Source organism: Bartonella sp. AA97HXZ (assembly GCF_042196985.1).
In the GTDB taxonomy this organism is placed as follows: Bacteria; Pseudomonadota; Alphaproteobacteria; order Rhizobiales; family Rhizobiaceae; genus Bartonella.
In genome coordinates this window covers 81749-106159 of the sequence record NZ_JBHIRC010000005.1, presented here as the reverse complement: position 1 = coordinate 106159, position 24411 = coordinate 81749, and the positions used below count along the sequence as shown (strand labels likewise).

Annotated in this window: 22 protein-coding genes and 1 other RNA gene; 20 read left to right on the top strand and 3 right to left on the bottom strand. The window is 36.7% G+C overall.

Features of this window, described 5'->3' with window-relative positions:
- Positions 1–69: 69 nt before the first annotated feature.
- Positions 70–1116 carry a substrate-binding domain-containing protein gene (locus ACFINE_RS04535; RefSeq protein WP_375613323.1) on the bottom strand — a complete coding sequence of 349 codons (1047 nt, stop codon included), beginning with the start codon at positions 1114–1116 and terminating at the stop codon, positions 70–72.
- Between the two features lie 133 nt (positions 1117–1249).
- On the bottom strand, positions 1250–2197 hold the full coding sequence (gshB, locus tag ACFINE_RS04530; protein WP_375621206.1) for a glutathione synthase: 948 nt from the start codon (positions 2195–2197) through the stop codon (positions 1250–1252).
- Between the two features lie 87 nt (positions 2198–2284).
- Between gshB and ACFINE_RS04525 the strand changes: the two genes are divergently transcribed.
- Positions 2285–3079 (top strand): molybdopterin-synthase adenylyltransferase MoeB, encoded by a 795-nt coding sequence (locus tag ACFINE_RS04525; RefSeq protein ID WP_375621205.1) that lies wholly within the window; start codon positions 2285–2287, stop codon positions 3077–3079.
- A gap of 925 nt (positions 3080–4004) precedes the next feature.
- On the opposite strand, the gene ACFINE_RS04520 is transcribed toward ACFINE_RS04525, so the two are convergent.
- Positions 4005–4568 carry a c-type cytochrome gene (locus tag ACFINE_RS04520; protein WP_375611798.1) on the bottom strand — a complete coding sequence of 188 codons (564 nt, stop codon included), beginning with the start codon at positions 4566–4568 and terminating at the stop codon, positions 4005–4007.
- 125 nt (positions 4569–4693) lie between these two features.
- Between ACFINE_RS04520 and ACFINE_RS04515 the strand changes: the two genes are divergently transcribed.
- The 19 genes from ACFINE_RS04515 to rimP all read left to right on the top strand — a co-directional run bounded on the left by ACFINE_RS04515 (position 4694) and on the right by rimP (position 24388).
- Positions 4694–5425, top strand: coding sequence for a 3-deoxy-manno-octulosonate cytidylyltransferase (locus ACFINE_RS04515; RefSeq protein WP_375611799.1), 732 nt, complete (start codon positions 4694–4696; stop codon positions 5423–5425).
- The gene (locus ACFINE_RS04510; RefSeq protein ID WP_375611800.1) at positions 5422–6285 is read left to right on the top strand and encodes a prephenate dehydratase; all 864 of its coding nucleotides are present in this window, start codon (positions 5422–5424) and stop codon (positions 6283–6285) included. Before ACFINE_RS04515 ends, ACFINE_RS04510 begins: the two co-directional genes overlap by 4 nt.
- A 537-nt stretch (positions 6286–6822) precedes the next feature.
- Complete coding sequence (locus ACFINE_RS04505) at positions 6823–7230, top strand: hypothetical protein (RefSeq protein WP_375621204.1); 408 nt, start codon at positions 6823–6825, stop codon at positions 7228–7230.
- 1586 nt (positions 7231–8816) lie between these two features.
- Positions 8817–8914: signal recognition particle sRNA small type (ffs, locus tag ACFINE_RS04500), an RNA gene on the top strand.
- 223 nt (positions 8915–9137) lie between these two features.
- Positions 9138–11078 carry a DNA polymerase III subunit gamma/tau gene (locus ACFINE_RS04495; RefSeq protein WP_375621203.1) on the top strand — a complete coding sequence of 647 codons (1941 nt, stop codon included), beginning with the start codon at positions 9138–9140 and terminating at the stop codon, positions 11076–11078.
- 14 nt (positions 11079–11092) lie between these two features.
- Positions 11093–11416, top strand: coding sequence for a YbaB/EbfC family nucleoid-associated protein (locus ACFINE_RS04490; RefSeq protein ID WP_375621202.1), 324 nt, complete (start codon positions 11093–11095; stop codon positions 11414–11416).
- 30 nt (positions 11417–11446) lie between these two features.
- Entirely contained in the window at positions 11447–12052 is a 606-nt protein-coding gene (recR, locus tag ACFINE_RS04485; protein ID WP_375621201.1) for a recombination mediator RecR, read from the top strand.
- A gap of 69 nt (positions 12053–12121) precedes the next feature.
- Positions 12122–13150 (top strand): YeiH family protein, encoded by a 1029-nt coding sequence (locus ACFINE_RS04480; protein WP_375621200.1) that lies wholly within the window; start codon positions 12122–12124, stop codon positions 13148–13150.
- Between the two features lie 735 nt (positions 13151–13885).
- The gene (gene tsaB / locus ACFINE_RS04475; protein ID WP_375621199.1) at positions 13886–14572 is read left to right on the top strand and encodes a tRNA (adenosine(37)-N6)-threonylcarbamoyltransferase complex dimerization subunit type 1 TsaB; all 687 of its coding nucleotides are present in this window, start codon (positions 13886–13888) and stop codon (positions 14570–14572) included.
- Positions 14572–15063 (top strand): ribosomal protein S18-alanine N-acetyltransferase, encoded by a 492-nt coding sequence (gene rimI, locus ACFINE_RS04470; protein WP_375611805.1) that lies wholly within the window; start codon positions 14572–14574, stop codon positions 15061–15063. The genes tsaB and rimI overlap by 1 nt, the downstream gene beginning before the upstream one ends.
- Positions 15064–15094: 31 nt before the next feature.
- Positions 15095–16471, top strand: coding sequence for a tRNA (N6-isopentenyl adenosine(37)-C2)-methylthiotransferase MiaB (miaB, locus tag ACFINE_RS04465; RefSeq protein WP_375621198.1), 1377 nt, complete (start codon positions 15095–15097; stop codon positions 16469–16471).
- Positions 16472–16630: 159 nt separating this feature from the next.
- Positions 16631–17755, top strand: a complete 1125-nt coding sequence (locus tag ACFINE_RS04460) for a PhoH family protein (protein WP_375621222.1) — start codon at positions 16631–16633, stop codon at positions 17753–17755.
- On the top strand, positions 17752–18219 hold the full coding sequence (ybeY, locus tag ACFINE_RS04455) for an rRNA maturation RNase YbeY (RefSeq protein ID WP_375621197.1): 468 nt from the start codon (positions 17752–17754) through the stop codon (positions 18217–18219). The genes ACFINE_RS04460 and ybeY overlap by 4 nt, the downstream gene beginning before the upstream one ends.
- A gap of 109 nt (positions 18220–18328) precedes the next feature.
- Positions 18329–19354, top strand: coding sequence for a hemolysin family protein (locus ACFINE_RS04450; protein ID WP_375621196.1), 1026 nt, complete (start codon positions 18329–18331; stop codon positions 19352–19354).
- On the top strand, positions 19317–20951 hold the full coding sequence (lnt, locus tag ACFINE_RS04445; protein WP_375621195.1) for an apolipoprotein N-acyltransferase: 1635 nt from the start codon (positions 19317–19319) through the stop codon (positions 20949–20951). The genes ACFINE_RS04450 and lnt overlap by 38 nt, the downstream gene beginning before the upstream one ends.
- A gap of 148 nt (positions 20952–21099) precedes the next feature.
- Positions 21100–21513: a helix-turn-helix domain-containing protein gene (locus ACFINE_RS04440; RefSeq protein WP_375611810.1), complete on the top strand. Its 414-nt coding sequence runs from the start codon at positions 21100–21102 to the stop codon at positions 21511–21513.
- A 130-nt stretch (positions 21514–21643) separates the two neighbouring features.
- Positions 21644–22912, top strand: coding sequence for a methionine adenosyltransferase (metK, locus tag ACFINE_RS04435; protein ID WP_375613312.1), 1269 nt, complete (start codon positions 21644–21646; stop codon positions 22910–22912).
- Positions 22909–23610, top strand: a complete 702-nt coding sequence (locus ACFINE_RS04430; protein ID WP_375611812.1) for a tRNA (guanine(46)-N(7))-methyltransferase TrmB — start codon at positions 22909–22911, stop codon at positions 23608–23610. The genes metK and ACFINE_RS04430 overlap by 4 nt, the downstream gene beginning before the upstream one ends.
- Before the next feature lie 127 nt (positions 23611–23737).
- Positions 23738–24388: a ribosome maturation factor RimP gene (gene rimP, locus ACFINE_RS04425; protein WP_375611870.1), complete on the top strand. Its 651-nt coding sequence runs from the start codon at positions 23738–23740 to the stop codon at positions 24386–24388.
- Positions 24389–24411: the final 23 nt, after the last annotated feature.

The window sequence follows — 24411 nt, the reverse complement described above, 5'->3', positions numbered from 1 at the left end:
TTTCAGTTTTTATAAAAAAATAGCATCCAAATTCCCTATCCCAGAAATCCAACAAATTTTCCCTGCAAATTATTTCAATGTCATTACTCGACCAGCAGAAAAATCAGAACGCTGTGCTTGACGCTCCTTTTCAGGAGAAACAATCAAACCATATTCAGCCAAAGGACCCTCTGGACCAATCATTTGATCAGAAAGAAAAAAGTCAACATACTCTCGCAAACCTGAAATAATACCTAAATGTGCTTTCTTAATATAGAAAAAAAGCGGACGAGAAACCGGATATTGTCCACTAGAAATCGTCTCAACTGTTGGCGCAAAACCGTTAATATCGGCAACCTTTAGTTTATCAGCATTATTTTGATAAAAAGACAAACCAAAAATACCAACCCCTGTTTTATTAGAAGTTAGACGCGCAAATGTTTCAGAATAATCACCATCAATATCAACCGCTTTTCCATCCTTACGTACCGCAATACAAGCAGTGTGTATCTCCTTATCATCCATTCCTAAAGACTTCATCACCTCAACTGCCCCACTCTCTTTACACCCCTTAGTAAGTAATTTTTCCTCAAAAACTTCACGTGTCCCATGCTTCTCCCCAGGAATATACGCTGCTATCGTCCAATCAGGAAGAGCACTATTAACTGCACTCCATTTCAAAACATTATTCGGTTGCAACTTTCCGTCTATAATAATTCGAGCAGCAAGGGCTTTATAAACATCTACTGGCTGTAATTTCCAATCAGGTCCCTTAATATCAGTTGCAAAAACAATGCCATCATACCCAATACGTATTTCCTCAACATCTTTTACACCAGCATCAAAACAAGACTGTAATTCACTCGGTTTCATTGCTCGCGAAGCATTAACAATATCAACAGTGTTCTCCCCAATACCACGGCAGAATTCCTTAATACCAGCTCCTGTTCCTCCCGATTCGATAACAGGAACCTTAAAATGGGGATAAATTTCTCCAAATGTTTCAGCAACAATCTTTTGATAAGGTAAAACTGTAGATGAACCAGTAATCTGTATTTGATCGCGCGCATTGCCTCCATTTGCTGACAGCAGTAGCGCAAAAATCAATCCCACTCCAATTGATAATACTTTGTTCATCTATAAACTCCCTAAAAATCGAAAACAAAGCCTCTTAACTTATATTATACGGTCATTCTAGTTCACATTTACAACATAACAAATATAAAAAACAACATGGATCATTTTTTTAAAACCATGTTTTTGTCCTCTGTCAAATAAATTCATTTGAACGCTTGAACTCAATAACATCCCAAAACAAATGAGCAACATCTGTACCGCAGAAGCGTTTAATTTCACGAATTCCCGTAGGAGACGTCACATTAATTTCTGTTATATAATCTCCAATCACATCAATCCCCACAAAAAGAAGACCGCGTTCCTTTAAGGCTGGACCAATGCGTTCACAAATTTCATAATCACGTTTTGTTAACTCCACATTTTCCGCGCGACCTCCAACATGCATATTAGAGCGCACATCTGTTTCTGTCGGAATTCGATTAATAGCTCCAACAGGTGTACCATCAAGCAAAATAATCCTTTTATCTCCTTTTCGTACTGCCTCTAAATAGCGCTGAACAATAAAAGGTTCGTGATAAATTTCTGCAAACATTTCTAACAATGATGCTAAATTGCGATCATCTTGTTTTAAATAAAAAATACCAGCACCCCCATTTCCATAAAGTGGTTTAACAATAATATCGCCAAATGTCTCTCTAAAAGCTGTTATTTCTTCAATATCTTTGGTAATTAATGTTTCTGGCATCAGATCAGAAAATTCAGTAACAAAAATTTTTTCTGGACTGTTGCGTACCCATGCCGGATCATTCACAACGAGTGTTTTAGGATGAATACGCTCTAACAAATGAGTTGTTGTGATATAATTGAGATTAAAAGGTGGATCTTGGCGTAAAAGAACCACATCCATATCTGTTAATTCCGTACGAGCAGGCTTTTCTAATCGATAGTGGCTTCCCTCTTTATCATGTACAATCAATGGCTCTAGTCGTGCAATCACACAACCATCGTATAGAGATAAACGATCTGGTGTATAATGGAAGAGAGAGTGTCCACGTTCTTGGGCTGCTAAAGCGAGTGCAAATGTCGTATCTCCTTGAATCCGAACTGTTGAAATATGATCCATCTGAATGGCAATTTTCATAAATAAATCCTCTCTATCCTAAAAGCAGACTGGTCTATGCATCATAAACTTAGTAAACAATAAAAGAACTATGACAAGAGAAAATTTATGACACAAGAAACAGATATAGAATTAAACAACAAAGAAATCGAACGCTATGCACGCCACATCATTTTGCCTGAAATTGGTGGTACAGGGCAACAAAAGCTAAAAAAAGCACGCGTTCTTGTTGTAGGCGCTGGTGGTCTTGGTGCTCCTGTCTTAACCTATTTGGCTGCCGCAGGTGTTGGAACTCTTGGAATTGTCGATAACGACATCGTTTCACTTTCCAATTTACAACGCCAAGTTATTCATAAAACAAATGCAATCAACAAAAGCAAAACAGACAGTGCTGAAACCACTATAAAAGCAATAAATCCCCATGTTGTAGTTGAAAAACACACCCTACGCTTAGATAAAAGTAATGTGGATAAACTGCTCAATGCTTACCACATCATTGTTGATGGAAGTGATAATTTTACCACTCGCTATCTTCTCGCTGATCACGCTGCCCAATGTAAAAAACCTTTAATAAGTGGTGCTGTAGAACGTTTTAATGGCTCATTAACCGTCCTTATGCCGTATAAAGACAATAATCCTCACTATCGCGATTTATTTCCCACCCCTCCTGCTCCCGATACTATTCCAACATGCGCTGAAGCTGGAATCATCGGTGTTTTACCTGGCGTTATTGGAACCCTACAAGCAATGGAAGTTATTAAAATGATCACAAACATCGGAGAGCCATTAGTAGGAAAGATTCTTCTCTATAATGGATTATTAGCGCAATTTAATATTATTACTTATAAACGCTCAAATTATAAAGAAAATACCATAGTTATTAAGAAGCTTGGAGAATCATGATTATGTCCTCTCTTCCACTAATTTTTAGCACTCTCGCAATATGTATTGAAATACTAATTAATTTTATCGCAAGTCATCGAAACATTGTAACCAATGAAACCTATTAAATTTATCACAAATATGGAAAACCTTTTGTGAAAAAATAATTCTCTATAATGGATTATCAGCATAATTTCATGTCATCGTCTATAAATGGACAGAGACTCGTGGGAACATAGCTGCTATCAATATTCTTGTGTAAAAAATTTTCGACGTAGATAAAAATACAATCAGCAGAACTCTATTCAACTATTTTAATATTCACACATAAAAATTGTTTCACATGAAAGTGCTTACTTCAAACCATAACCTATAAATAAATAATCTAAGTCACATTTTAGTGATCGATACTATAAAAGGTTAATGATCTGTCAGTACATCTCTAACCTCAAGAGAAAACGTCTATTCATCGAGCATCATAAAATGCAGCTTAGGATTATTGCACGTATAAGAACAATCAATTGTCTCTGTTCATAAGAAAAATACATGGGAATTGATGTAAAAGTACATGGGGATTTGTGTATAGAAGGATTGAGATAAACCTCATGGAGAGCTTTAATTATATAATTATTGCATTTAGAAGCAGAAAGCTGCGGCTCATAAATTGATAATCCTTCAGCAATAATTTCACAGACAAGTATATGTAGAAAAAGTGAAGCACACAAATCTTGAAAACCAATCCACAGACGACAGCGTAAAGAGTGCATTTTTATAAAAGATCTCTTTAAAATAAGCGAGTAAATATGCAATGTTAAATATGTTCTGTTTTGCGTGAGGGGCGTCCCCCCCTAACAAAACATCAATAAGAGCTCTTTTTATAAAACTGTGAAACTAAAATTACAAAAAAAATCAGACTTCTTTCTAAAATTAACATCTATGGTATAAGTTAATTTGGCTCGTTCGCTTTATTATTATCCATTGGTAAAGGAACAGGATGATCGGATAAACTGCGTAAATAAAGCAAGAGATCGGCACGATCTTGGTCATTTTTAATTCCACGAAAAGACATAATGGTCCCAGGAAAAGCTTCACGTGGAGAATGTAAATAACGATCTAACGTTACAAAATCCCATTTTTGATCAGAATGAGCACGTAATGCCCGTGAATAAGCAAAACCTGCTGCTGATGCCAAAGGGCGGTTAACAATCTCCCAGAGAACTGGACCAACACGCCCTGCTTCATTGCGTCCAGATGTGTGGCATATGGCACATTGGCGAAAAACTTTACGGCCATTTTCAAAATTGCCTTGTTGAAGGCGGCTATTTAGTGATAGGGAAACATCAGGTGCTTTTTGTTTTTCTTGAAATATATCATTCTTGGCAACTGTATGATGATATTGGACTGATGTAGGATGATCGTAAACTATATTGCTGAGTGTGAAAATCCCCACAATAGCGACCAGCACACATAAACAAGCACAAATAAAATAAATAAATCTCGAGCGATTCATAAAAACTCAAATGTTCACGATTTTATTACCATTTTTAGTTTAAGCTTTTTCTTTATAACACACAACATCTTCTTTATAACACACAACATCATAAATGCATCACAGATGACATTGGGAATCTTACAATGGCTCTTGAAACAATTATTCTTATTCCTGCCCGTATGGGCTCAACCCGTCTTCCTCAAAAAGCTCTCGCTGAAATTGGCGGAAAACCGATGATTGTTCATGTCGCAGAACAAGCCAAAAAAGCTGGAATAGGACGTACAATCGTTGCAACAGATCATAATGATATCGCTAAAGCTGTTGCAGATTATGGGCATGAATATATCATAACACGAGGTGATCATAAGTCTGGATCTGATCGTATTTATGAAGCTTTAGTGCGCATTGATCCTGAACAACGCTACAACGCCATTTTAAATATACAAGGTGACTTACCAACAATCATGCCTCGTGAAATCATTCGTGCGCTACGCCCTTTAGAAAATAGCTTTACTGATATTGCAACCTTGGGTGCCAAAATCATTGAAGAAAATGAAACAAGAGATCCCAATGTTGTCAAAATCATTGGTACACCGCTTTCTCAAAATCGCCTTCGTGCTCTTTATTTTACGCGCGCCAAAGCACCTTATGGAGAGGGTCCTCTTTATCACCATATTGGAATATACGCCTATAGGCGCGAAGCACTTGAGAAATTTGTATCATTCAAACCCTCACCACTTGAGAAACGTGAAAAACTTGAACAATTACGTGCATTAGAAAACAATATGCGTATTGATGTGGAAATAGTCGATACAATTCCCTTAGGTGTAGACACACAACATGATCTCGATAGAGTTTGTGAGATTTTAGCATGAAAATACTTAAAAAAACCAATAAAATTTCTTTCCAAGGAGAATACGGCGCTAATTCCCATATTGCTTGCTCCAATATGTTCCCCAATATGGATGCTGTTCCCTCTGCTACTTTCGAAGACGCCCTTAATTTAGTGGAAAGCGGGAAAGCTGATCTTGCTATGATCCCTATTGAAAATACCCTTGCGGGACGCGTTGCAGACATTCATCATCTTTTACCACAATCATCTCTTTATATTATTGATGAATATTTTTTACCTATCCATTTTCAACTCATGGTTTTGCCCGGCGTTACACATGACGAAATTAAAACCGTCCACAGCCATACGCATGCCCTTGCACAATGCCGAAAAATCATACGAAACAACGGTTGGAAACCTGTTGTTTCTGCTGACACCGCTGGAGCTGCAAAATTTATTAAAAAAAATGCTAAACGTTCACAGGCTGCCTTAGCACCTTTAATCGCAGCAGAACTCTATGGACTTGATATTATTGAAAGAGATGTTGAAGATAACCCTCATAATATTACCCGTTTTGTCATCCTTTCACGCTCCAAACGACATGTCCCCAAACCTCAAAATGGCGAAAAAATCATCACCAGTCTTCTTTTTCGAGTGCGCAATGTCCCCGCTGCTCTCTATAAAGCTATGGGAGGATTTGCAACGAATGGTATCAATATGACAAAATTAGAAAGCTATCAAATTGGTGGAAATTTCAATGCAACACAGTTCTTTGTTGATATTGAAGGACATCCTGAAGACCCGATGATGAAACTTGCCTTAGAAGAATTATCTTTCTTTTCTGCAGAACTGCGTATTATCGGTACTTATCCAGCACAAAACGATCGAACATCGTATATATAAAAGCAATTAAGCTGCTATCATTTTTTGTTGATATCAAAAAGCATCGTAAAAATTTCATAATGCAACGCATCTTGAAAGGGCTCATTTTTTCTACTCAACACCCTTCATAAACACTGAAGAAGAAAAAACAGCTCGTAATAGAATATATAAATTATTTTCATAATATTTTCTCACAAATTATATCATGATAAACCGCAATTCAACTCGTATAAAAACCAGTGTAAAAAAACACAGTAACCAAAAATAAAAACGCTTGTACCATCTATTTCCCTTTATATATTCAAAGAGAGCCTCTTGAGAAAAGTCATTTCCTCTGACAATATTCCAATAAAGATAACGAACTTCTAAATTAGCTCTCAAAACAATTCAAATTATTATACATAATAGAGCATTCGAATCTTTTAGATTAATATCATTCTAAACATGGTTTAAAACTAGAAAATGCAACTTAGCCCTGATTTTAGCGTTAAGTTTGAACTTGTATCTTTATAAAAACTGATTTATGATTCACCTCACGTTAGAAAAAAGGAGAGGATAATGAAAAAAGTCTTCACGCGAGGATTATTAGCCGCAAATATTCTCGCCTACTCTAGTGTTGCATTTGCTGGCTTTGGTGAAAAAAAATGGAATTTTGCGCGGGATGAAAGTGTTGTGATCACACCATCCTATACATTCCAGCAAGGAGTTGAATACTCTTGTAATACCTTTAAACCGAAGAAAGTATCCTTTACTTTATCATACTCTGCCCCTTCTGATTTAAACAAATTGAGAATTTTTGTTGATGATGAAAAGAAAATAACCCATGATAAAGAAAAGAAAATCTTTACCCTAAAAAATATAAAATCTCTTCATATAAGTTTTCCTTGGTCAGGACATTATATTTTTAAAAATATTACGAACAAAAAAGTTGTTGGAACAGATTGTGACACAGGAGGTTATGATTAACAATATTTCTATAACATCTAAATTTGAGTAGAGTTATTCTTTTTTTCAGGTGTTTTTTTCAAAATACGGCATAATGAGCTATTAAAACTAATCGCTGAAGAGGTATTTTATCCTAATATGACAAACCTTAAGCTGCTTATAAGGTTAGATATTAAAGAACTTTTGCGAAAACTAAAAGACTAAACTTAAATTGTTCTGTATTTTCTACTATCAGAACTATTTTTTTAATAAGAATATAACTTCTATCTTCGCAACTGCTTTATTTTAAGTAATATAAAGCACACCATACCCAAATCACTTAGATAAACAGAAAAGTAAAATTTGCTCTACAGATGCATTCCTCTCTGCACTTTAAGTCGTACTCATTCAGCTTTTTATAAAAATTATCTCGCTTTTCCCTCCTTATTAAAGAATATAATTATCTGAAACTATAAAATGTCGCTTATATCGAATAAGAACCATTTTTATGCTTATAAAATCAGTACCCCCTTATTTCTATAGCGTTTAATGTTGCATCTTCTCTTGCATGAGTACAGTCTCTTAAAAATATATGAAACCTTTTTCTCAAATAATGAAAATTCATATATTGATCCATCTTGTGATAAACATCAATGTTTTTTAATTAAAAGAACAAGCACGCAAAAAAAGAGCGATAACATCTACTCAGTATTTATATACGTTAAAAGAAAAAATATTACATATTTGATATTCTCATTCACTATAGAAATGAGGTGGTTCTCTTATAAGATATTTAATATATTGACTTATCATTATAAGAGTTCGATTTTTTATACTGAATTACAACCACAAATAAAGTAAGATCCTCCCATCTTAAATCTCATATTGAATCAATTAAAATCATTTCCTTGAAAGTTACAAATGGGAGTGATGTGTGAGTAAAAACGATTAAAAAAGGAATAAAAATGCTTCTTATAAAGCCTCTCAAGTGCAAGGGATCGCAACATTGGGAGTTGTTAAGTAGTATGAGGGCTAAAATTTATACTTTGTATTAAGCATAAAGAGGGTAGCGCAACAATAGATTTATAACTCAAGGGAAGCATGTATACTATTTATGAGTGGCGTTTGAAATATAGTTAAGAGTATTGAGCAATCGCTCTTTAAAAAACCTGTGAATGTATAACATTAAATGTATTCTGTTTGGGATGTTCTGTTTTGTATAGAGGAGCAACATCATTAAAGCAATATTTTATAATTATTTAAATAGCACTCTTCCCCCTAACTTTCGCATGTTAGCCAATTACATGATCTATATACTTTATTTGCTTCTTTAACTGTTGTAAATTTTTGATGATCCAATTTCGTAGTTTTAGAACAGATGTATCTATCCTAAAACTCTTACATGTTTCAGCGAATGAGATAATTATACATTCAGACTATCTTAAGCGAAAAAATATTTTCATACCAAATAAATATGCAGAGCTACTGCTATAAAAACTGGTAAATCCACAATCTCTTTGTTGTTTATATATCAATAAATTAAATGCAAAGGAAAATTCTTCGTCGTTCTTAGGATATTTTTCGTTTCTGATCTTGATTTTTCATTCCAAATCGACAATATGAGCTTGGGAGGTTGGTGGTGGACGAACTACTCGCCAACTGGGTCAGGTCTGGAAAGAAGCAGCCCCAACGAGTTCTGGTACGGGTCATCGTTCCAACCTCCTATTTTGCTGAAAAAATTATTTTTTATGCTGTCTTTTAGCGAGGTATTTTTAATCTTCAGAGCAGCATTTGTATGCAGTAAATAAAGGGGTTTTGTTATTTTTAAACAAATTGTCCCATAAATAATTTGATTAAGAAAAAATCCTTTTATATGAGACTACAGTATTGATCTATGCTTTTGTATTATCAAAATGTACGCATAAAGAACTTCGAAGTTGGAAATACTCATGGAAAATTTACCGGTAGAAACAGCCTATCGTGTTCTTGCTCGTAAATATCGACCCCAAAACTTCTCTGACCTCATTGGTCAGGAAGCTATGGTGCGTACTCTCACCAACGCCTTTGAAAAAGGTCGTATTGCACAAGCGTGGATGTTAACAGGGATTCGTGGCGTAGGTAAAACCACAACAGCACGTATTTTGGCACGTGCACTTAATTATAAAACAAAAGATATTGACCAACCAACAACTGTATTGGACTCTCTTGGTGAACATTGCACACAAATTATCGAAGGACGCCATATTGATGTTATAGAAATGGATGCCGCTTCTCATACGGGCATTGATGATATTCGTGAAATTATTGAACAAATACGCTATCGTCCTGTTTCTGCACGCTATAAGGTTTATATTATCGATGAAGTACATATGCTCTCAACACAAGCCTTTAATGGTTTATTGAAAACTCTTGAAGAACCACCTTCCCATGTGAAATTTATTTTTGCCACAACAGAAATTCGCAAAGTTCCTATTACAATTCTTTCGCGTTGCCAACGTTTTGATTTACGACGTATTGACTCAAAAGCTTTGAGTGCACATTTGCGTCAAATTGCGAAATATGAAAAGGTAGAAGTAGAAGATCAAGCACTTTCTATGATTGCCCGTGCTGCAGAAGGATCTGCACGTGATGCATTATCCATTTTTGATCAAGCAATCGCCCATAGCAATGGCAATGTTAATGCTATTGCGGTGCGTACAATGTTAGGATTAGCGGATCAAGCACGTATTATTGATCTTTTTGAATTTATCATGAGGGGCGATGTTGTCAATGCGTTACATGAATTACGCAGTCAGTATGAAGCAGGTGCTGATCCTCTTACTATATTGACAGAACTAGCCGATTTTAATCATCTGGTCACACGTTTACGTTTTACACCAGAAATAGTGGAAGATTTTTCTCTGACTGAAGAACAACGTTTAAGAAGTTTAGACTTTTCAAAAAAACTTTCCGTTCCTGTTTTATCCCGAAACTGGCAAATGTTACTCAAAGGTTTACAGGAAGTTAATCAAACTGCACGTCCTCTTCAAGCCGCTGAAATGCTTTTAATTCGTCTTGCTCACACGGCTGACTTACCAACTCTTGATGAGGCTTTAAAAAAGCTTACGCAAGAAAAAACGCCTCTCACACTGGTTCAAAACTCTTCTCATCAAGAATCTACAAATGCAAATAATATAACAAAAGAAACAATGGTCGGAGCCCATGCTTCCTCGAGCGTTTCAAATACATTAGCCGATCAATCAGATTTAAAAACATCTTTGAAAAACCAATTAGATCATTCCTTACAACTAGAAAATTTAGTTAAAAATCAAAACCATGACAAAATCAGCGCTCAAGAAGTAACAGAAATTCTAGAAACTTCTCAATCTACTGATCTTTCTGAAAAGATTGCAAATTCATCGTATTCTGTCATGCAAAAAACAGAAAAGATTACTGAACCTAAAACTCTCGTGATTAATTCTTTGCATGATATTGTTCAATTAGCCGAACAGCATAATGACGTTCCTTTCAAACTCCTTGTTAAAGAATTTGTTCATCCTGTTTCTTTTGAAGCTGGGCATATTACCTTGAGACTTTCTGAAAATACCCCACAATTTCTTGCTCATGATATAGAAAAAAAGATATCTCAATGGACTGAAAAACGCTGGACAATAACTTTTGTTAATGAAGGAGGTGGCCCAACCTTACAGGAGGAAAGTATAGCGATTCAAAAGACTCTTTTTTCCAATGCAGAAACAGATCCTGATATCGCGAAAATCCTCAATCATTTCCCAGAAGCAAAAATTGTCGATATTCGACTTAATAAAGAAGAAAATGATCTTGATTTACTCCCCAATACCTTTAAAAATGCTGATATTTTTAAAAATAAAAATGATATCAATGATGAATAAGGATACCTATTCCTATGCGTGAAATGATGAGCATGATGAAAAAAGCCAAAGAAATGCAAGAAAAAATGCAGAAGATTCAAGAAGAAATAGCTAATCTGCAAGCTGTGGGCACTGCAGGGGGTGGTCTCGTCCATATCACTTTAAATGGCAAAAATATTATAACAGCAATTCAAATTGATCCTTCATTACTCAAACCTGAGGAAGCTGAAATTCTTGAAGATCTCATTATGGCAGCTTATAATGAAGCAAGAACAAAAATCGAAGTCGCAATAGAAGAAAAAACCAAAAGTATGACGGCAGGGCTACCACTCCCATCAGGTTTCAAGCTTCCATTTTAATGAAACGGATTTTTCCCGTGGGACAAAAATATGTCTAAATACATTGCAGGACCTGAGATTGAACGTCTCATTCAGATTTTATCACGGTTACCAGGTCTTGGTCCACGTTCAGCGCGTCGTGCTGCGCTTCATCTTATCAAAAAAAAAGAGACATTGCTAGAACCTTTAGGAGCAGCTATACAAGTAGCTATAGAAAAAGTCGGCATTTGTTCTGTTTGTGGAAATGTCGATACCATTGATCCTTGTTCAATTTGTACAGATTTGCGCCGCGATGATACAACAATCATCGTTGTTGAGGATATTGCTGATCTGTGGGCTCTTGAACGCGCAAAAACTTTAGCCGCACGTTACCATGTGTTGGGTGGACGACTCTCCCCCTTAGATGGAATAGGTCCTGACGAACTCAACATTGCCACCTTAATACAGCGTGTTGTACAAAACCCTATTACGGAAATTATTCTTGCTGTCAATGCGACTGTCGAAGGTCAAACAACTGCTCACTATATCACCGATCAGCTTTCCCATTTTCCAGTTAAAATTACGCGACTTGCTCATGGTGTTCCTGTAGGAGGCGAGCTTGATTATCTTGATGACGGAACTTTAGCAGCAGCTGTACAAGCAAGAACAAATCTTTAAAAATTTCTTTCTCTTACTTGTTATCTCGTTTTATTTACTATTATTTCTTTGTATAGGGAAAATATTCAAGTGATAAAGAAAAAACTCTCACTTTTAAACGACTTTGGTCCTGGTATTCTAGTATGTTTACTCATATCAGCCTTAGCTTATGGCTTAGAAGTCGTAGAAAAACAGCTTTTTGGACAAGCATGGCTTGAAAGCCTTGTTTTGGCAATTCTTTTAGGATCGATTATCCGTAGTTGTTTTCCTTTGCCAACATATTTTCAAAAAGGTATCACCTTTTGTGCAAAAACACTTCTCGAAATTGCTATCGTTCTTCTAGGAGCAAGCATTAGCATTAACGCAGTCCTTTCAGCTGGTTGGAATTTGCTTGCTAGTATCATTTTCGTGATATTCGTAACGATTATCCTGAGCTTTGCCATCGGCCGACTTTTCGGGCTTTCTACACATTTAGCAATGCTGGTCGCTTGTGGGAATGCTATTTGTGGCAATTCAGCTATTGTCGCCGTTGCACCTGTCATAAAAGCAAAACATGACGATGTAGCCGCGTCAATTGCCTTCACTGCTCTTTTAGGAATTCTTATTATTTTATTTCTACCCTTTTTACATCCATCTCTGAATTTGTCATTTAGCCAATATGGTGTGCTTGCTGGCATGGTTGTGTATGCTGTACCACAGGTTTTAGCAGCAACAGCATCTGTCTCTTTTCTAAGTGTTCAAATTGCAACAATTGTCAAATTAGTACGGGTTCTCATGTTAGGCCCTGTTATTTTTACTCTATCAATCATTTATCGCCGATCAGCACAAACACGCTTGCGTTTACATACCCTCGTCCCATGGTTTATCATTGGCTTTATTATCATGATGCTTGTTCGCTCAAGTGGTCTTATCCCTGAAAAGGCTATCAATCCCATCAAATTTATTGCCCAATTGTTTACTGTTATCTCAATGGCTGCACTAGGATTAGGTGTTGATATCCGATCACTAAAAAAAGCAGGATGGCGCGTCATTTTGGCTTCAACCTGCTCCATAATTATTCTCGGTATTTGTAGCCTTATCATGATACAATTGAATGATTTAAATCATATAACATTTTAAATGTACATTGATTATTATTTTTTCAACGTAGTATGCAATCAACCCAAAGTCCTCCTTATTATTAAAATCAGTTCTTTCATAAACCAGAAAAAATTCTAAAATACTGCTCATTATTCTATACAAAAAATTGAAAGAGCTGATATTTAAGTGAAAACTGTTAAATTTGCTTTTCAGTCCATAATGATTTGCAACGGGGTAGTATCGAAATACGTAACTCATGCAAAACAATGCCATTTCTTTCATCTGCTCTCATTACGCTGAGGTTTTTATATAAAGACGGATAAAATATATTCTTATTTGGAAAAAATGTGGGGTCATAACTTTTCCTCTTTTAAATTACTTTTACTTACTATGTAATACAAGTGGCATCATCGTACTATTTGATAGCTTAAAAGTTGTGACAATCCTTACATTTAAACGATTCGTGAAAGGAGTTTTTATTCTTTTCTTCAACAGTTTTGATTCATACGCTAACTCCGCTTGTAATATACAAGCTAATAACTTTAATTGTTTCACCATAAGTAGATTTAAAATAAGAGAATCTTACAATACTCAAGATACTCATTCAAAAAGTGATAAAAATAAGGATTAAATCAACATCTCGTTCTATCCCATAAAAAGATATTGTTGCTTATTGGCACTAGTAACTTTCTTACAAATGAAATATACGATAATGAAAAGATTAAAAATACAGCAGGACTTTTATTTATCGTTTTATTCAACTAAAATATTTTTATGCTTATCCTTGCTATAGATACTGCTTCAATTTATTGTGCTGTTGCGCTTATTCGTCATAAATCTGTTATTGCGCGTATCAATGAGCGCATGAACAAAGGACATGCTGAAAAACTTATTGGGCAGATTACACAAATAATGAAACAAGCCAATATGACGCTTGATCAAGTTGAGCGTATTGCTGTCAATATTGGACCTGGATCATTTACTGGTGTACGTGTCGGTGTTGCAACAGCGCGCGCTTTGGCATTAGCACTTGAAATACCTGCTGTTGGAGTGAGTGCTCTTGAAGCGTTAGCAGCACAAGTCATAAACAATAAAAGTACAGCATCGGCAATTACTGTTGTCATTGAAGCAGGGAGAGGGATGTTCTACCATCAAAATTTTCATAATGATCTCACACCTTTGGGAGAGCCGGGATTAAAAACAATTGAAAATATCCTCGAAGATTTGCCCAAAAAAACCCGACTGACTGGCCCAGCTGCTGATGTCGTTGTGGAGCATATTAAAAACCATAAAATATACGAAAAAATTGTCCTAGAAAAAATCCCCTGCGAAGCGGCCGATATTGTAAACTATGCTTATCTTGCTGCAAACAAACAATCAAAAAATTCACCTCGCCCACTCTATCTACGCAGCGCTGATGCAAAACAACAAACCAATTTTGCTTTACCACAAAAAAAATAATGCCCAAATTTTCATTGACAAAAAAGAATTTTGGAATTGCTCCGCTACAAGTTAATGATAGTGCTTCTCTTCATCAAATTCATCAGCATTGTTTTACCCCTTCTTGGGAAAAACAAGCTTTTGATAATTTCTTAACAGATCACTCTATCTTCGGATACAAAGCTTTTCTCATTGATCACTCTGATCAAATTTTAGGCTTTTGCCTATGCCGTCTCATCCTTGATGAAGCAGAAATCATCACAATTGCTGTTCATCCTCATTATCGTCAAAAAGGAATTGGTACCTTTCTTATCGATCGTACAGTTCACCATCTTCACGACAAGGGCGCCATAAAATTATTCTTGGAAGTAGAAGCCACAAATCTTTCTGCTTTGAACCTTTATCAACGCTTTGAATTTCAAAAAATTTCTGAACGTCTTGCCTACTACGCGTCAAAAAATGGTCGTGGTGATGCAATTATCATGCAAAAAACTTTTAAGCAAATAGATTGAGATTTGTGTAAAAAACATTTACACATGCGCTATGAATAAAGTAAATCCTAAAAATACGCCTCCTGTTGCTCCTAAAAAGGTTTTTATCAAAACCTATGGATGTCAAATGAACGTTTATGATAGCCAACGGATGACTGATAGCCTCAGTTCGCAAGGCTATGTGACAACACAAATTCCCAATGATGCCGATCTTATTCTTGTTAATACCTGTCATATTCGTGAAAAAGCAGCAGAAAAACTTTATTCTGATCTTGGTCGTTTGCGCGTTATGCGTCAAGAGCGCACACCTGATAAACCCCTGATGGTTGGTGTAACAGGTTGTGTTGCACAAGCTGAGGGAAGTGAAATCTTGCGCCGTGCTCCAACAGTGGATCTTGTTATTGGTCCGCAAATGTATCATCGCTTGCCAGAATTGTTAGAAAAAGCCAAACAAGGGAAAAAAATTATCGAAACAGACTATGCTGTTGAAGATAAATTTGCTCATTTGCCGCCCCATAATAAACATGCAGTAAGAAAACGAGGTGTTAGCGCATTTTTAACAGTACAGGAAGGTTGCGATAAATTTTGCACTTTTTGTGTTGTTCCTTACACACGCGGTGCTGAAATATCACGGTCTGTCGAGCAAATTACCGAGGAAGCCCTTCAACTCATCGAAGCGGGTGTCAAAGAAATTACGCTGCTTGGACAAAATGTCAATGGTTGGCATGGACAAAGTGCTGATGGCAAAACTTGGCGTCTTGGTGATCTTCTTTATCATCTCGCAAAACTCGATGGTTTAAAGCGTTTGCGTTACACAACCAGCCACCCACGTGATATGGATGATAGCCTTATTGCCGCGCATCGAGATCTTGATATGTTAATGCCTTACCTCCATCTTCCTGTTCAATCAGGTTCAGATCGCATCTTAAAAGCCATGAACAGACAACACAAAAGCTCTCATTATCTTCATCTTATCGAAAAAATTCGAACCGTACGGCCAGATATTGCCTTTTCAGGCGATTTTATTGTAGGGTTTCCAGGAGAAACAGATGAAGACTTTGAAGAAACCATTAAACTTATTCAACAAGTACAGTACAGTTCAGCTTATTCTTTTAAATATTCCCCCCGTCCTGGAACAGTGGGAGCCACAATGAAAAATCATGTTGATGAATCTGTAAAAGATGCCCGACTTCAACATTTACAAGCCCTTCTCCTTGAGCAACAAAATGCGTTTTTGCGTTCTAAAATTGATCAAAAAACGAACGTTCTCATCGAAAAACCTGGACGTCACTCAGGGCAAATGGTAGGGCGTTCCCCTTGGCTTTTACCTGTTGTTGTCGATACAGAAGCCTCTACAGGTAGCGTGATAGAAATTCATATTAAAAATGCAAGCTCAAACAGTTTTGTTGGTGAAGTGACAAATAGATAAACATGCCTCTAATACCTTGTTCAAAAATAAATATTTTGGAAAACTCTTTTATTTTAAAAGCAAATGATTACATCTAAAGCGTGCACTTTTTGTAAAAATTGTCTTTTATAAAGTTTACTTAACAAAATGTGCAATATTTATGTAGATATGGAGAATAGGCTGAAAGCTTCAACCGAAAAAATAAAGCGTATTAAAGAAAAAGTAAATACGTCCCTTGAAAAGGCTGATACCTTGAAACAAACAAGCGCTTCAGATGTGAGCCAAGTTGTTTTGATTTTCGAAAATAATAAATATGCAAAAGCAGTTTTTGGTAAATTTGACGAAAATCTCGCTTATATCGAAAAAAAACTCGAACTTAGTATTCATCCGCGTGGTAATGAAGTCTTAATCCGTGGAAATGTTTCTGTTATAAAACGTGCGCAATATGTATTGCAGCAGCTTTATGAACGTGCCAAAACACATCAAGAGCTCACTTTATCAGATATAAAAGGAGCGATTGCTATGGCAAATATACCAAAGAAGCAGAAAGAAGACACAATAACACACAAATCTGCAACGAAACGTATACCAGCTCGGTTGAGTACCCATAAAAAAATAATTCATGCAAGAACTCCAACACAAGACGCTTACATAAGTGCTATGGAGCATACTGAACTTGTGTTTGGTGTAGGACCAGCAGGAACAGGAAAAACATATCTTGCTGTTGCTCATGCTGCAATGCTTCTAGAACGTGGTATCATTGAGCGAATTATTCTCTCACGTCCGGCTGTTGAAGCTGGAGAACATCTTGGTTTTCTTCCCGGTGATCTCAAAGAAAAAGTCGACCCATATTTACGACCACTTTATGATGCTCTTTATGATATGATGCCCGCTGAAAAAATAGAACGCATTTTAGCCTCTGGTGTCATAGAAATTGCTCCTCTCGCCTTTATGCGCGGACGAACACTTGCCCATGCTGCTGTTATTCTTGATGAGGCACAAAATACTACGCCCATGCAAATGAAGATGTTCCTCACACGTCTTGGAGAAGGAACGCGTATGATCGTTACCGGTGACGTGAGCCAAATTGATTTGCCTACAGGGCAAAAATCAGGTCTCATTGAAGCAATTCGCATTCTTTCAAATGTAGAAAATATTGCAATTGTGCATTTTGATGAAAAAGATGTTGTACGCCATCCACTTGTTGCTGCTATCGTTCGTGCTTATGATCTTGATTCCGAAATACAAAATAAAAAAAAATCATTCGCATGCGATGCATTAAAAAATGAATTTGATTCATCATGATTATTATTGATATAATGATTAAAAGCGCAGGGTGGAATGATGAGAAAATGCTTTATAATATCACTGAAAAAGCATTAATGGCAACTATGTATCATGTTTCATTGGAAAATGTTGTAAGCGAGATTAGCCTGCTTTTTACGGATGATGAACATATGGCACAAATCAATGCACAATGGCGCAACAAAAACAAATCTACTAATGTATTATCCTTTCCTGCTTTTCCACTTAAAGCTGGAAATCGACCTGGTCCCATGCTCGGTGATATTATTATTGCCCGAGAAACTGTTGTTTTCGAAGCAGAGAAAGAAGGAAAAACATTTCAAGACCATTTAATACATATGATTGTTCATGGTATCTTGCATCTGCTTGGTTATGACCATGAAACTGATGATGAAGCATATAAAATGGAAAAGCTCGAAAGAGAAATTCTTCAAAAGCTTTCCATAAAAGATCCTTACGCATAATTGTCTATCAATGATAAAATTTAACTTTTAAAATCAATATTACCAGCATACCATTTAAAGCCTCTTATTTATCTATTATAAAAAAGAAAGTCTAAAAGATTTCAAAACCATGGCAAACAAAATAAATGCACAAAATAATAATCAAGCATCTTCTAATAATGAAAAAGACCCCTCTCAGCAGACGAATCACACAGAAAAATATTCCCTGATGAATCATTTGTTTTCATTCTTACGGGGTCGAAATTGTGCATCTACGTCACTGCGCGATGATCTTACCGTTGCACTCACGACTAACAATGAAAAAGATACCGCCCTCTTCTCACCTGAAGAACGTACTATGCTGCATAACATTTTACGCTTACGTGAAGCACGCGTGGATGATGTTATGATACCTCGTTCTGAAATCGAAGCATTAGAAATAAACACCTCTCTTGGAGAAACCCTTCAATGTTTTGCAAAAATTGGTCATTCTCGTATCCCCGTTTATGCTGAAACTTTAGATGATCCGCGCGGCATGATCCATATCCGCGATATTCTTAACTACATCACTCGCTTTATTATCAACCCAACAAAAACCGAACAAAAATCCGATTTGCTTCAATTAAACCATACAGACTTGCATACTCCAATCGGTGAATTGGATTTGATCCGAACAGTTCTCTTTGTTCCCAGTTCTATGCTTGCAAGCAAATTATTAACACGGATGCAAACTACACGAACTCAAATGGCTTTAGTTATTGATGAACATGGAGGAACAGATGGTCTCGTTTCAATGGAAGATATTGTTGAGTTAGTCGTTGGAGATATCGAAGATGAACATGATAATGTCGAAAATGCTATCGTACGTGAACCAAATAATAAATGGCTCGTTGATGCAAGAACTGAACTAGAAGATGTGGAGAAAGCTCTTGGTCCTGATTTTATCGTAGGAGAATATGGTGATGAAGTTGATACTATTGGTGGTTTGATCGTCTCCATTCTTGATCGCATTCCTGCCAAAGGTGAAATTGTCGAAGCTGTACCTGGCTATAGATTTCGTATTTTAGAAGCTGATAAACGCCGGATCAAACGGTTGCGCATTTTTCGCATTCCCAAAAATGAAAATCTTGAAAACAATGCCATCCCTAAAGAATAGTCCAACGTTTTTTAACAATTTCATCGTTTTTTTGTTCTCTGTTACAGGCTGGAAGCGCCAAGCATGGATATTTCTGTGTGGTGCTCTTACTTCTTTTGCACTTCCACCCTTTTATTTAACACCTCTTTGCTTTTTAACTTTCCCTCTCTTTATTGTTTTACTTGACTCAATACGGGCCACCAAAAACAATAAAAAACATTTTTTTACTTACGCTTTAAGCTGTGGAACCTTTGGTTTTAGTTATTTTATTTGCGGCCTTTGGTGGCTATGCAATGCTTTATTAACAGATCCAGATTCTTTTGGTTGGGCAGTCCCACTAGCCATTTTATTCCCTCCACTCTACCTTTCTGTTTATTGGTTTTTTTCTGGTTTCATTGTCGGTTTATTATGGACAAAAGGAATAGCACGCTTTTTTGTTTTAGCCTTTGCATTAGGATTATCCGAGTGGTTGCGTGCGTTTTTATTCACAGGATTTCCATGGAATTCTCTTGGCTATACAGCCATGCCAACCCCAATGTTCATGCAATCTGATGCAATCGTAGGACTTTACGGAATGAATATTCTTGCTGTCTTAGCCTACAGTTTGCCAACTGTTTTATTAACGGATGAAAAAAAGAAAGTGGCACTTTCTCTTTGCTTATCACTTATATTCATTCACTGTGGTTTTGGATTTTATCGCCTCCATACTATAGAAAACACAACTGAAGATCAAAAAAGAAGTTTTTGGGTGCGCATTGTTCAACCGTCCATCCAACAAAATATAAAATTGCGTGATAATACACGAGAATCTATGTTGGAAGCACATATGAAGCTAAGTGCAACGCCAACAACCGATCAAAATTCAGAACCCGATTTTATCGTATGGCCTGAAGCTTCCGTTCCTTACCTTCTCTATGATAATTCATCTATCACAATGCGCATTGCCTCTCTTTTAAAACCTAAACAATGGGCTATTGTTGGAGCAATACGCGCCAGCAATGATCTACCTCATTCCCAAACACAATATTTTAATACAATTGCAGTCATTAATGCTCAAGGTAATATTTTAAATACTTCCGATAAACTTCATTTGGTTCCTTTTGGTGAGTATCTTCCTTATCAGAGTTTATTGGAAAAAATTGGATTGCGTACCCTTGCTGATAATATTGGTGGATATAGTGCTGCAAGTGTGCGCAAAATTGTTACAATGCCAAACGGATTTTCTTATCTACCCTTGATTTGTTATGAAGCAATATTTCCCCATGAAATGACTTTCAAAGGCTCCCCGCCTCAAGCAATTATTAATATTACAAATGATGCATGGTTTGGTGTAACACCTGGACCCTATCAACATCTTCAACAAGCACAGCTTCGTGCCGTTGAACTGGGAATCCCCCTCATACGGGCCGCCAATAATGGCATATCAGCTGTTATTGATTCTTATGGACGAATCGTTGTAGCTCTTCAACAAAATGCTGTGGGCATTATTGATTCACAAGTTCCATCATCCATTACCCCTATAGGAAGCAATGAATACAGAACTTTCTCTACTTTTATCTTATTCATCCTTATGCTATTGTGTCGTATTGGTTTTGGTTTTACAAAACAGCTTAAATGATTCAAGTGCCCTTTGTACGGTATTGTGTTGCGTGTACCAGTGATATTGGGAAAAAATATTACATATTGTTTTAATTATATGATAAATCAACTGCGCATAAATATGATGTTGGTTTAGAAGAAAAATGCTGGAAATAAAGAGTTGCATTATGACCGAAACTAGAAAAAAACCTGACCCTATAGATATCTATGTTGGAACTCGTATCCGTTTACGTCGTAATATTTTAGGACTCACTCAAGAGAAACTAGGTGAAAAATTAGGAATTACTTTTCAGCAAATCCAAAAATATGAAAAAGGAACAAACCGTATTGGTGCCAGCCGTCTTCAAGCGATAGCGGAAATTATGGATGTTCCTGTTTCTTACTTTTTTGATAAAGGTATTACCTCCCAACAAGTAGAGGGTTTTGCTGAAAGTGAACACAATTTTATAGACTTTTGTTCTAGCAGCGAAGGGATTCAGCTCATGCGCGCTTTTACAAATATATCTGATGCTAAAGTGCGTCGAAAAATTATTGACTTGGCAAAAGCACTTTCTGAGGAAGATTTGACAAATAAATTATAAATTAAAATTATATCTTTTCTCTTTTATTCATATACATTTGCATTGACTATTTGCTGTAGAATTAGCAAATGGTGACGGCTTTAGTAAGCAATTGATTAAATCGTTGGTTTTCTTTTTTGAAGGAGTTCCTATGCCGCATCAAGATTATCTTTTTACGAGCGAATCGGTATCGGAAGGACATCCTGATAAAATTTGTGATCGTATTTCCGATGAAATCGTTGATATGATCTATAAAGAAGCTGAAAAGACTGGTACTGATCCATGGTTAGTACGCGTTGCCTGTGAAACTCTCGTCAGTGTCAACCGTGTTGTTATCGCTGGTGAAGTACGTGTTCCCGATACGCTATTAAAAAAAGATAAAAATAAAGAATTCATCTATGATGAAACTAGCTTTCCACTCATTAATCCTACACGTTTTCGTACAGCAGCGCGCCGTGCTATTCGTACCATTGGCTATGAACAAGCAGGTTTCCATTGGAAAACTGTTAAAATTGATGTTCTTTTGCGCCCACAATCAGCTGATATAGCAAGAGGGGTTGATAATGCTACGGATCGGCATGGTGAAGAAGGAGCGGGTGATCAAGGTATCATGTTTGGATATGCTTGCCGTGAAACACCTGATCTCATGCCTGCGCCAATTTATTATGCGCATAAAATTCTCAAACTTCTTGCCGCAGCTCGTCATAAAGGAGAGGGAGAAACTGGAAAATTAGGACCAGATGCTAAAAGCCAAATAACCATACGTTATAAAAATGGAAAACCGATAGAGGTCACATCCATTGTTCTTTCAACGCAGCACCTTGATGAAAGCTGGGATTCCAATAAAGTACGTACAGTGGTTGAACCTTACATTCGCCAAGCTTTACATGACATTCCCATTGCAGCTCAATGCAGTTGGTATATTAACCCAACAGGAAAATTTGTCATTGGAGGCCCTCAAAGCGATGCCGGATTAACGGGACGCAAAATTATTGTGGATACTTACGGAGGTGCAGCACCCCATGGAGGTGGTGCTTTTTCAGGAAAAGATACAACAAAAGTTGATCGTTCTGCTGCCTATGCGGCACGCTATCTGGCTAAGAATATTGTTGCTGCTCATTTAGCAGAAAGATGCACCATTCAACTCTCCTATGCAATTGGTATTGCACAACCTTTATCTATTTATCTTAATCTTCATGGAACAGGAAAAGTCGATGAAAAGGTTATTGAAGAAGCCATCCGCAAAATAATGGACCTTTCACCTACCGGCATTCGAAAACATCTTGACCTCAATAAACCTATTTATGCGAAAACAGCTGCCTATGGTCACTTTGGTCGTAAACCAAAACACGATGGTTCGTTTTCATGGGAAAAAACTGATCTCGTGAAAACGCTTCAAACAATGATCCAAATCCCATGATTAAACATAATATACGTAAGAGTGAAGCATTTTTTGGACGCCGACAAGGAAAACAACTTCGAGACAGTCAGCTTACACGTATACAAATGCTTCTCCCCAGTTTGAATATTGATTTAAATGTCCCTCCTCCCTTAAACCTTACATCCTTATTTTCAAGCAAAGTAAGAGAAATTCGACTTGAAATCGGTTTTGGTGGAGGTGAACATTTACTTCATGAAATGGAATATTTTCCAAAAACCGGTTTTATCGGCGTCGAGCCCTTTATCAATGGCATGGCAAAAATATTATCGTCTCTTGAACAGCATCAAAACCATCAAAATCGTCTTCGCCTCTATAATGATGATGCTACACGCCTTCTTGATTGGCTCCCTGATAACTCGCTTGATGGAATAGACCTCTTCTATCCTGATCCTTGGCCGAAAAAGAAACACTGGAAACGACGCTTCATCAACATAAAAAATCTTAACCGTTTTGCTCGTGTTCTTAAAATAGGGAAATTTTTGCGCTTTGCTAGCGATATAGACAGTTATGTAAACTGGACTTTGTACCATTGTGCACAACATGATCACTTTGAATGGAAAGCAGAAAGCCCTCAAGACTGGAAACTCCCTTATCCACTATGGAGCGGAACCCGCTATGAAGCAAAAGCTTTACGCGAAGGACGAACGCCTGCCTATCTTACCTTTATCAAGAAATAAATGATCAAGCGCTTTTCTCATAAACAACTTGAAAAATTTTGAATTTAAGAGTATCAATAGTTAAATTCTTGGTCTTATGATGAAGAGTGGGCCGTTGGACCCGCTCTTTTTTAATATCATAAAACTGATGAAACCAACTTGGATAAAATGTATGAACGAAGCTGAAAAAATAAGCAATCTTGACGAACCGCGCCTGTTTGAAGAAGATGGTATCGAAGCACAGGTTGCTGCTCTTGTCATACCACTACTTAAACCTTTAGGTTTTCGTTTGGTTCGTGTGAAACTTCTTGGTCAAAATGGTTTAACACTTCAAATTATGGTTGAACGTGCCGATGGTTCTATGACCATAGAAGATTGTGAAACTGTTAGTCGAACAGTTTCTCCCCTCCTTGATGTACAAAATGTTATTGAACGCAAATATCATTTAGAAATCTCATCACCTGGAATTGATCGTCCATTGGTAAGAAAATCTGATTTTTTTCATTGGCAAGGGCATCTTGCAAAAATTGAAACCAAAATAACAATTGATGGGCGCCGAAAATTTCGTGGGACACTTACAAATATCACGCAAGATGGATTTATTTTAAACACTGATAAAGCTGCTTATGGAGAAGCCATGTATACCCCTATTTCCTTTTGTGATATCATAAATGCGCATTTAGTGCTTACCGATGAGCTTATTCGCGATGCATTGAAACAAAATAAAGATTTAAGTCAACAATTCATTGCCGAAGAGAACGCTAACGACTCTATACAGACGCTCAATTTCAAAAAATAATATCACTGGGAAATACCCATCGT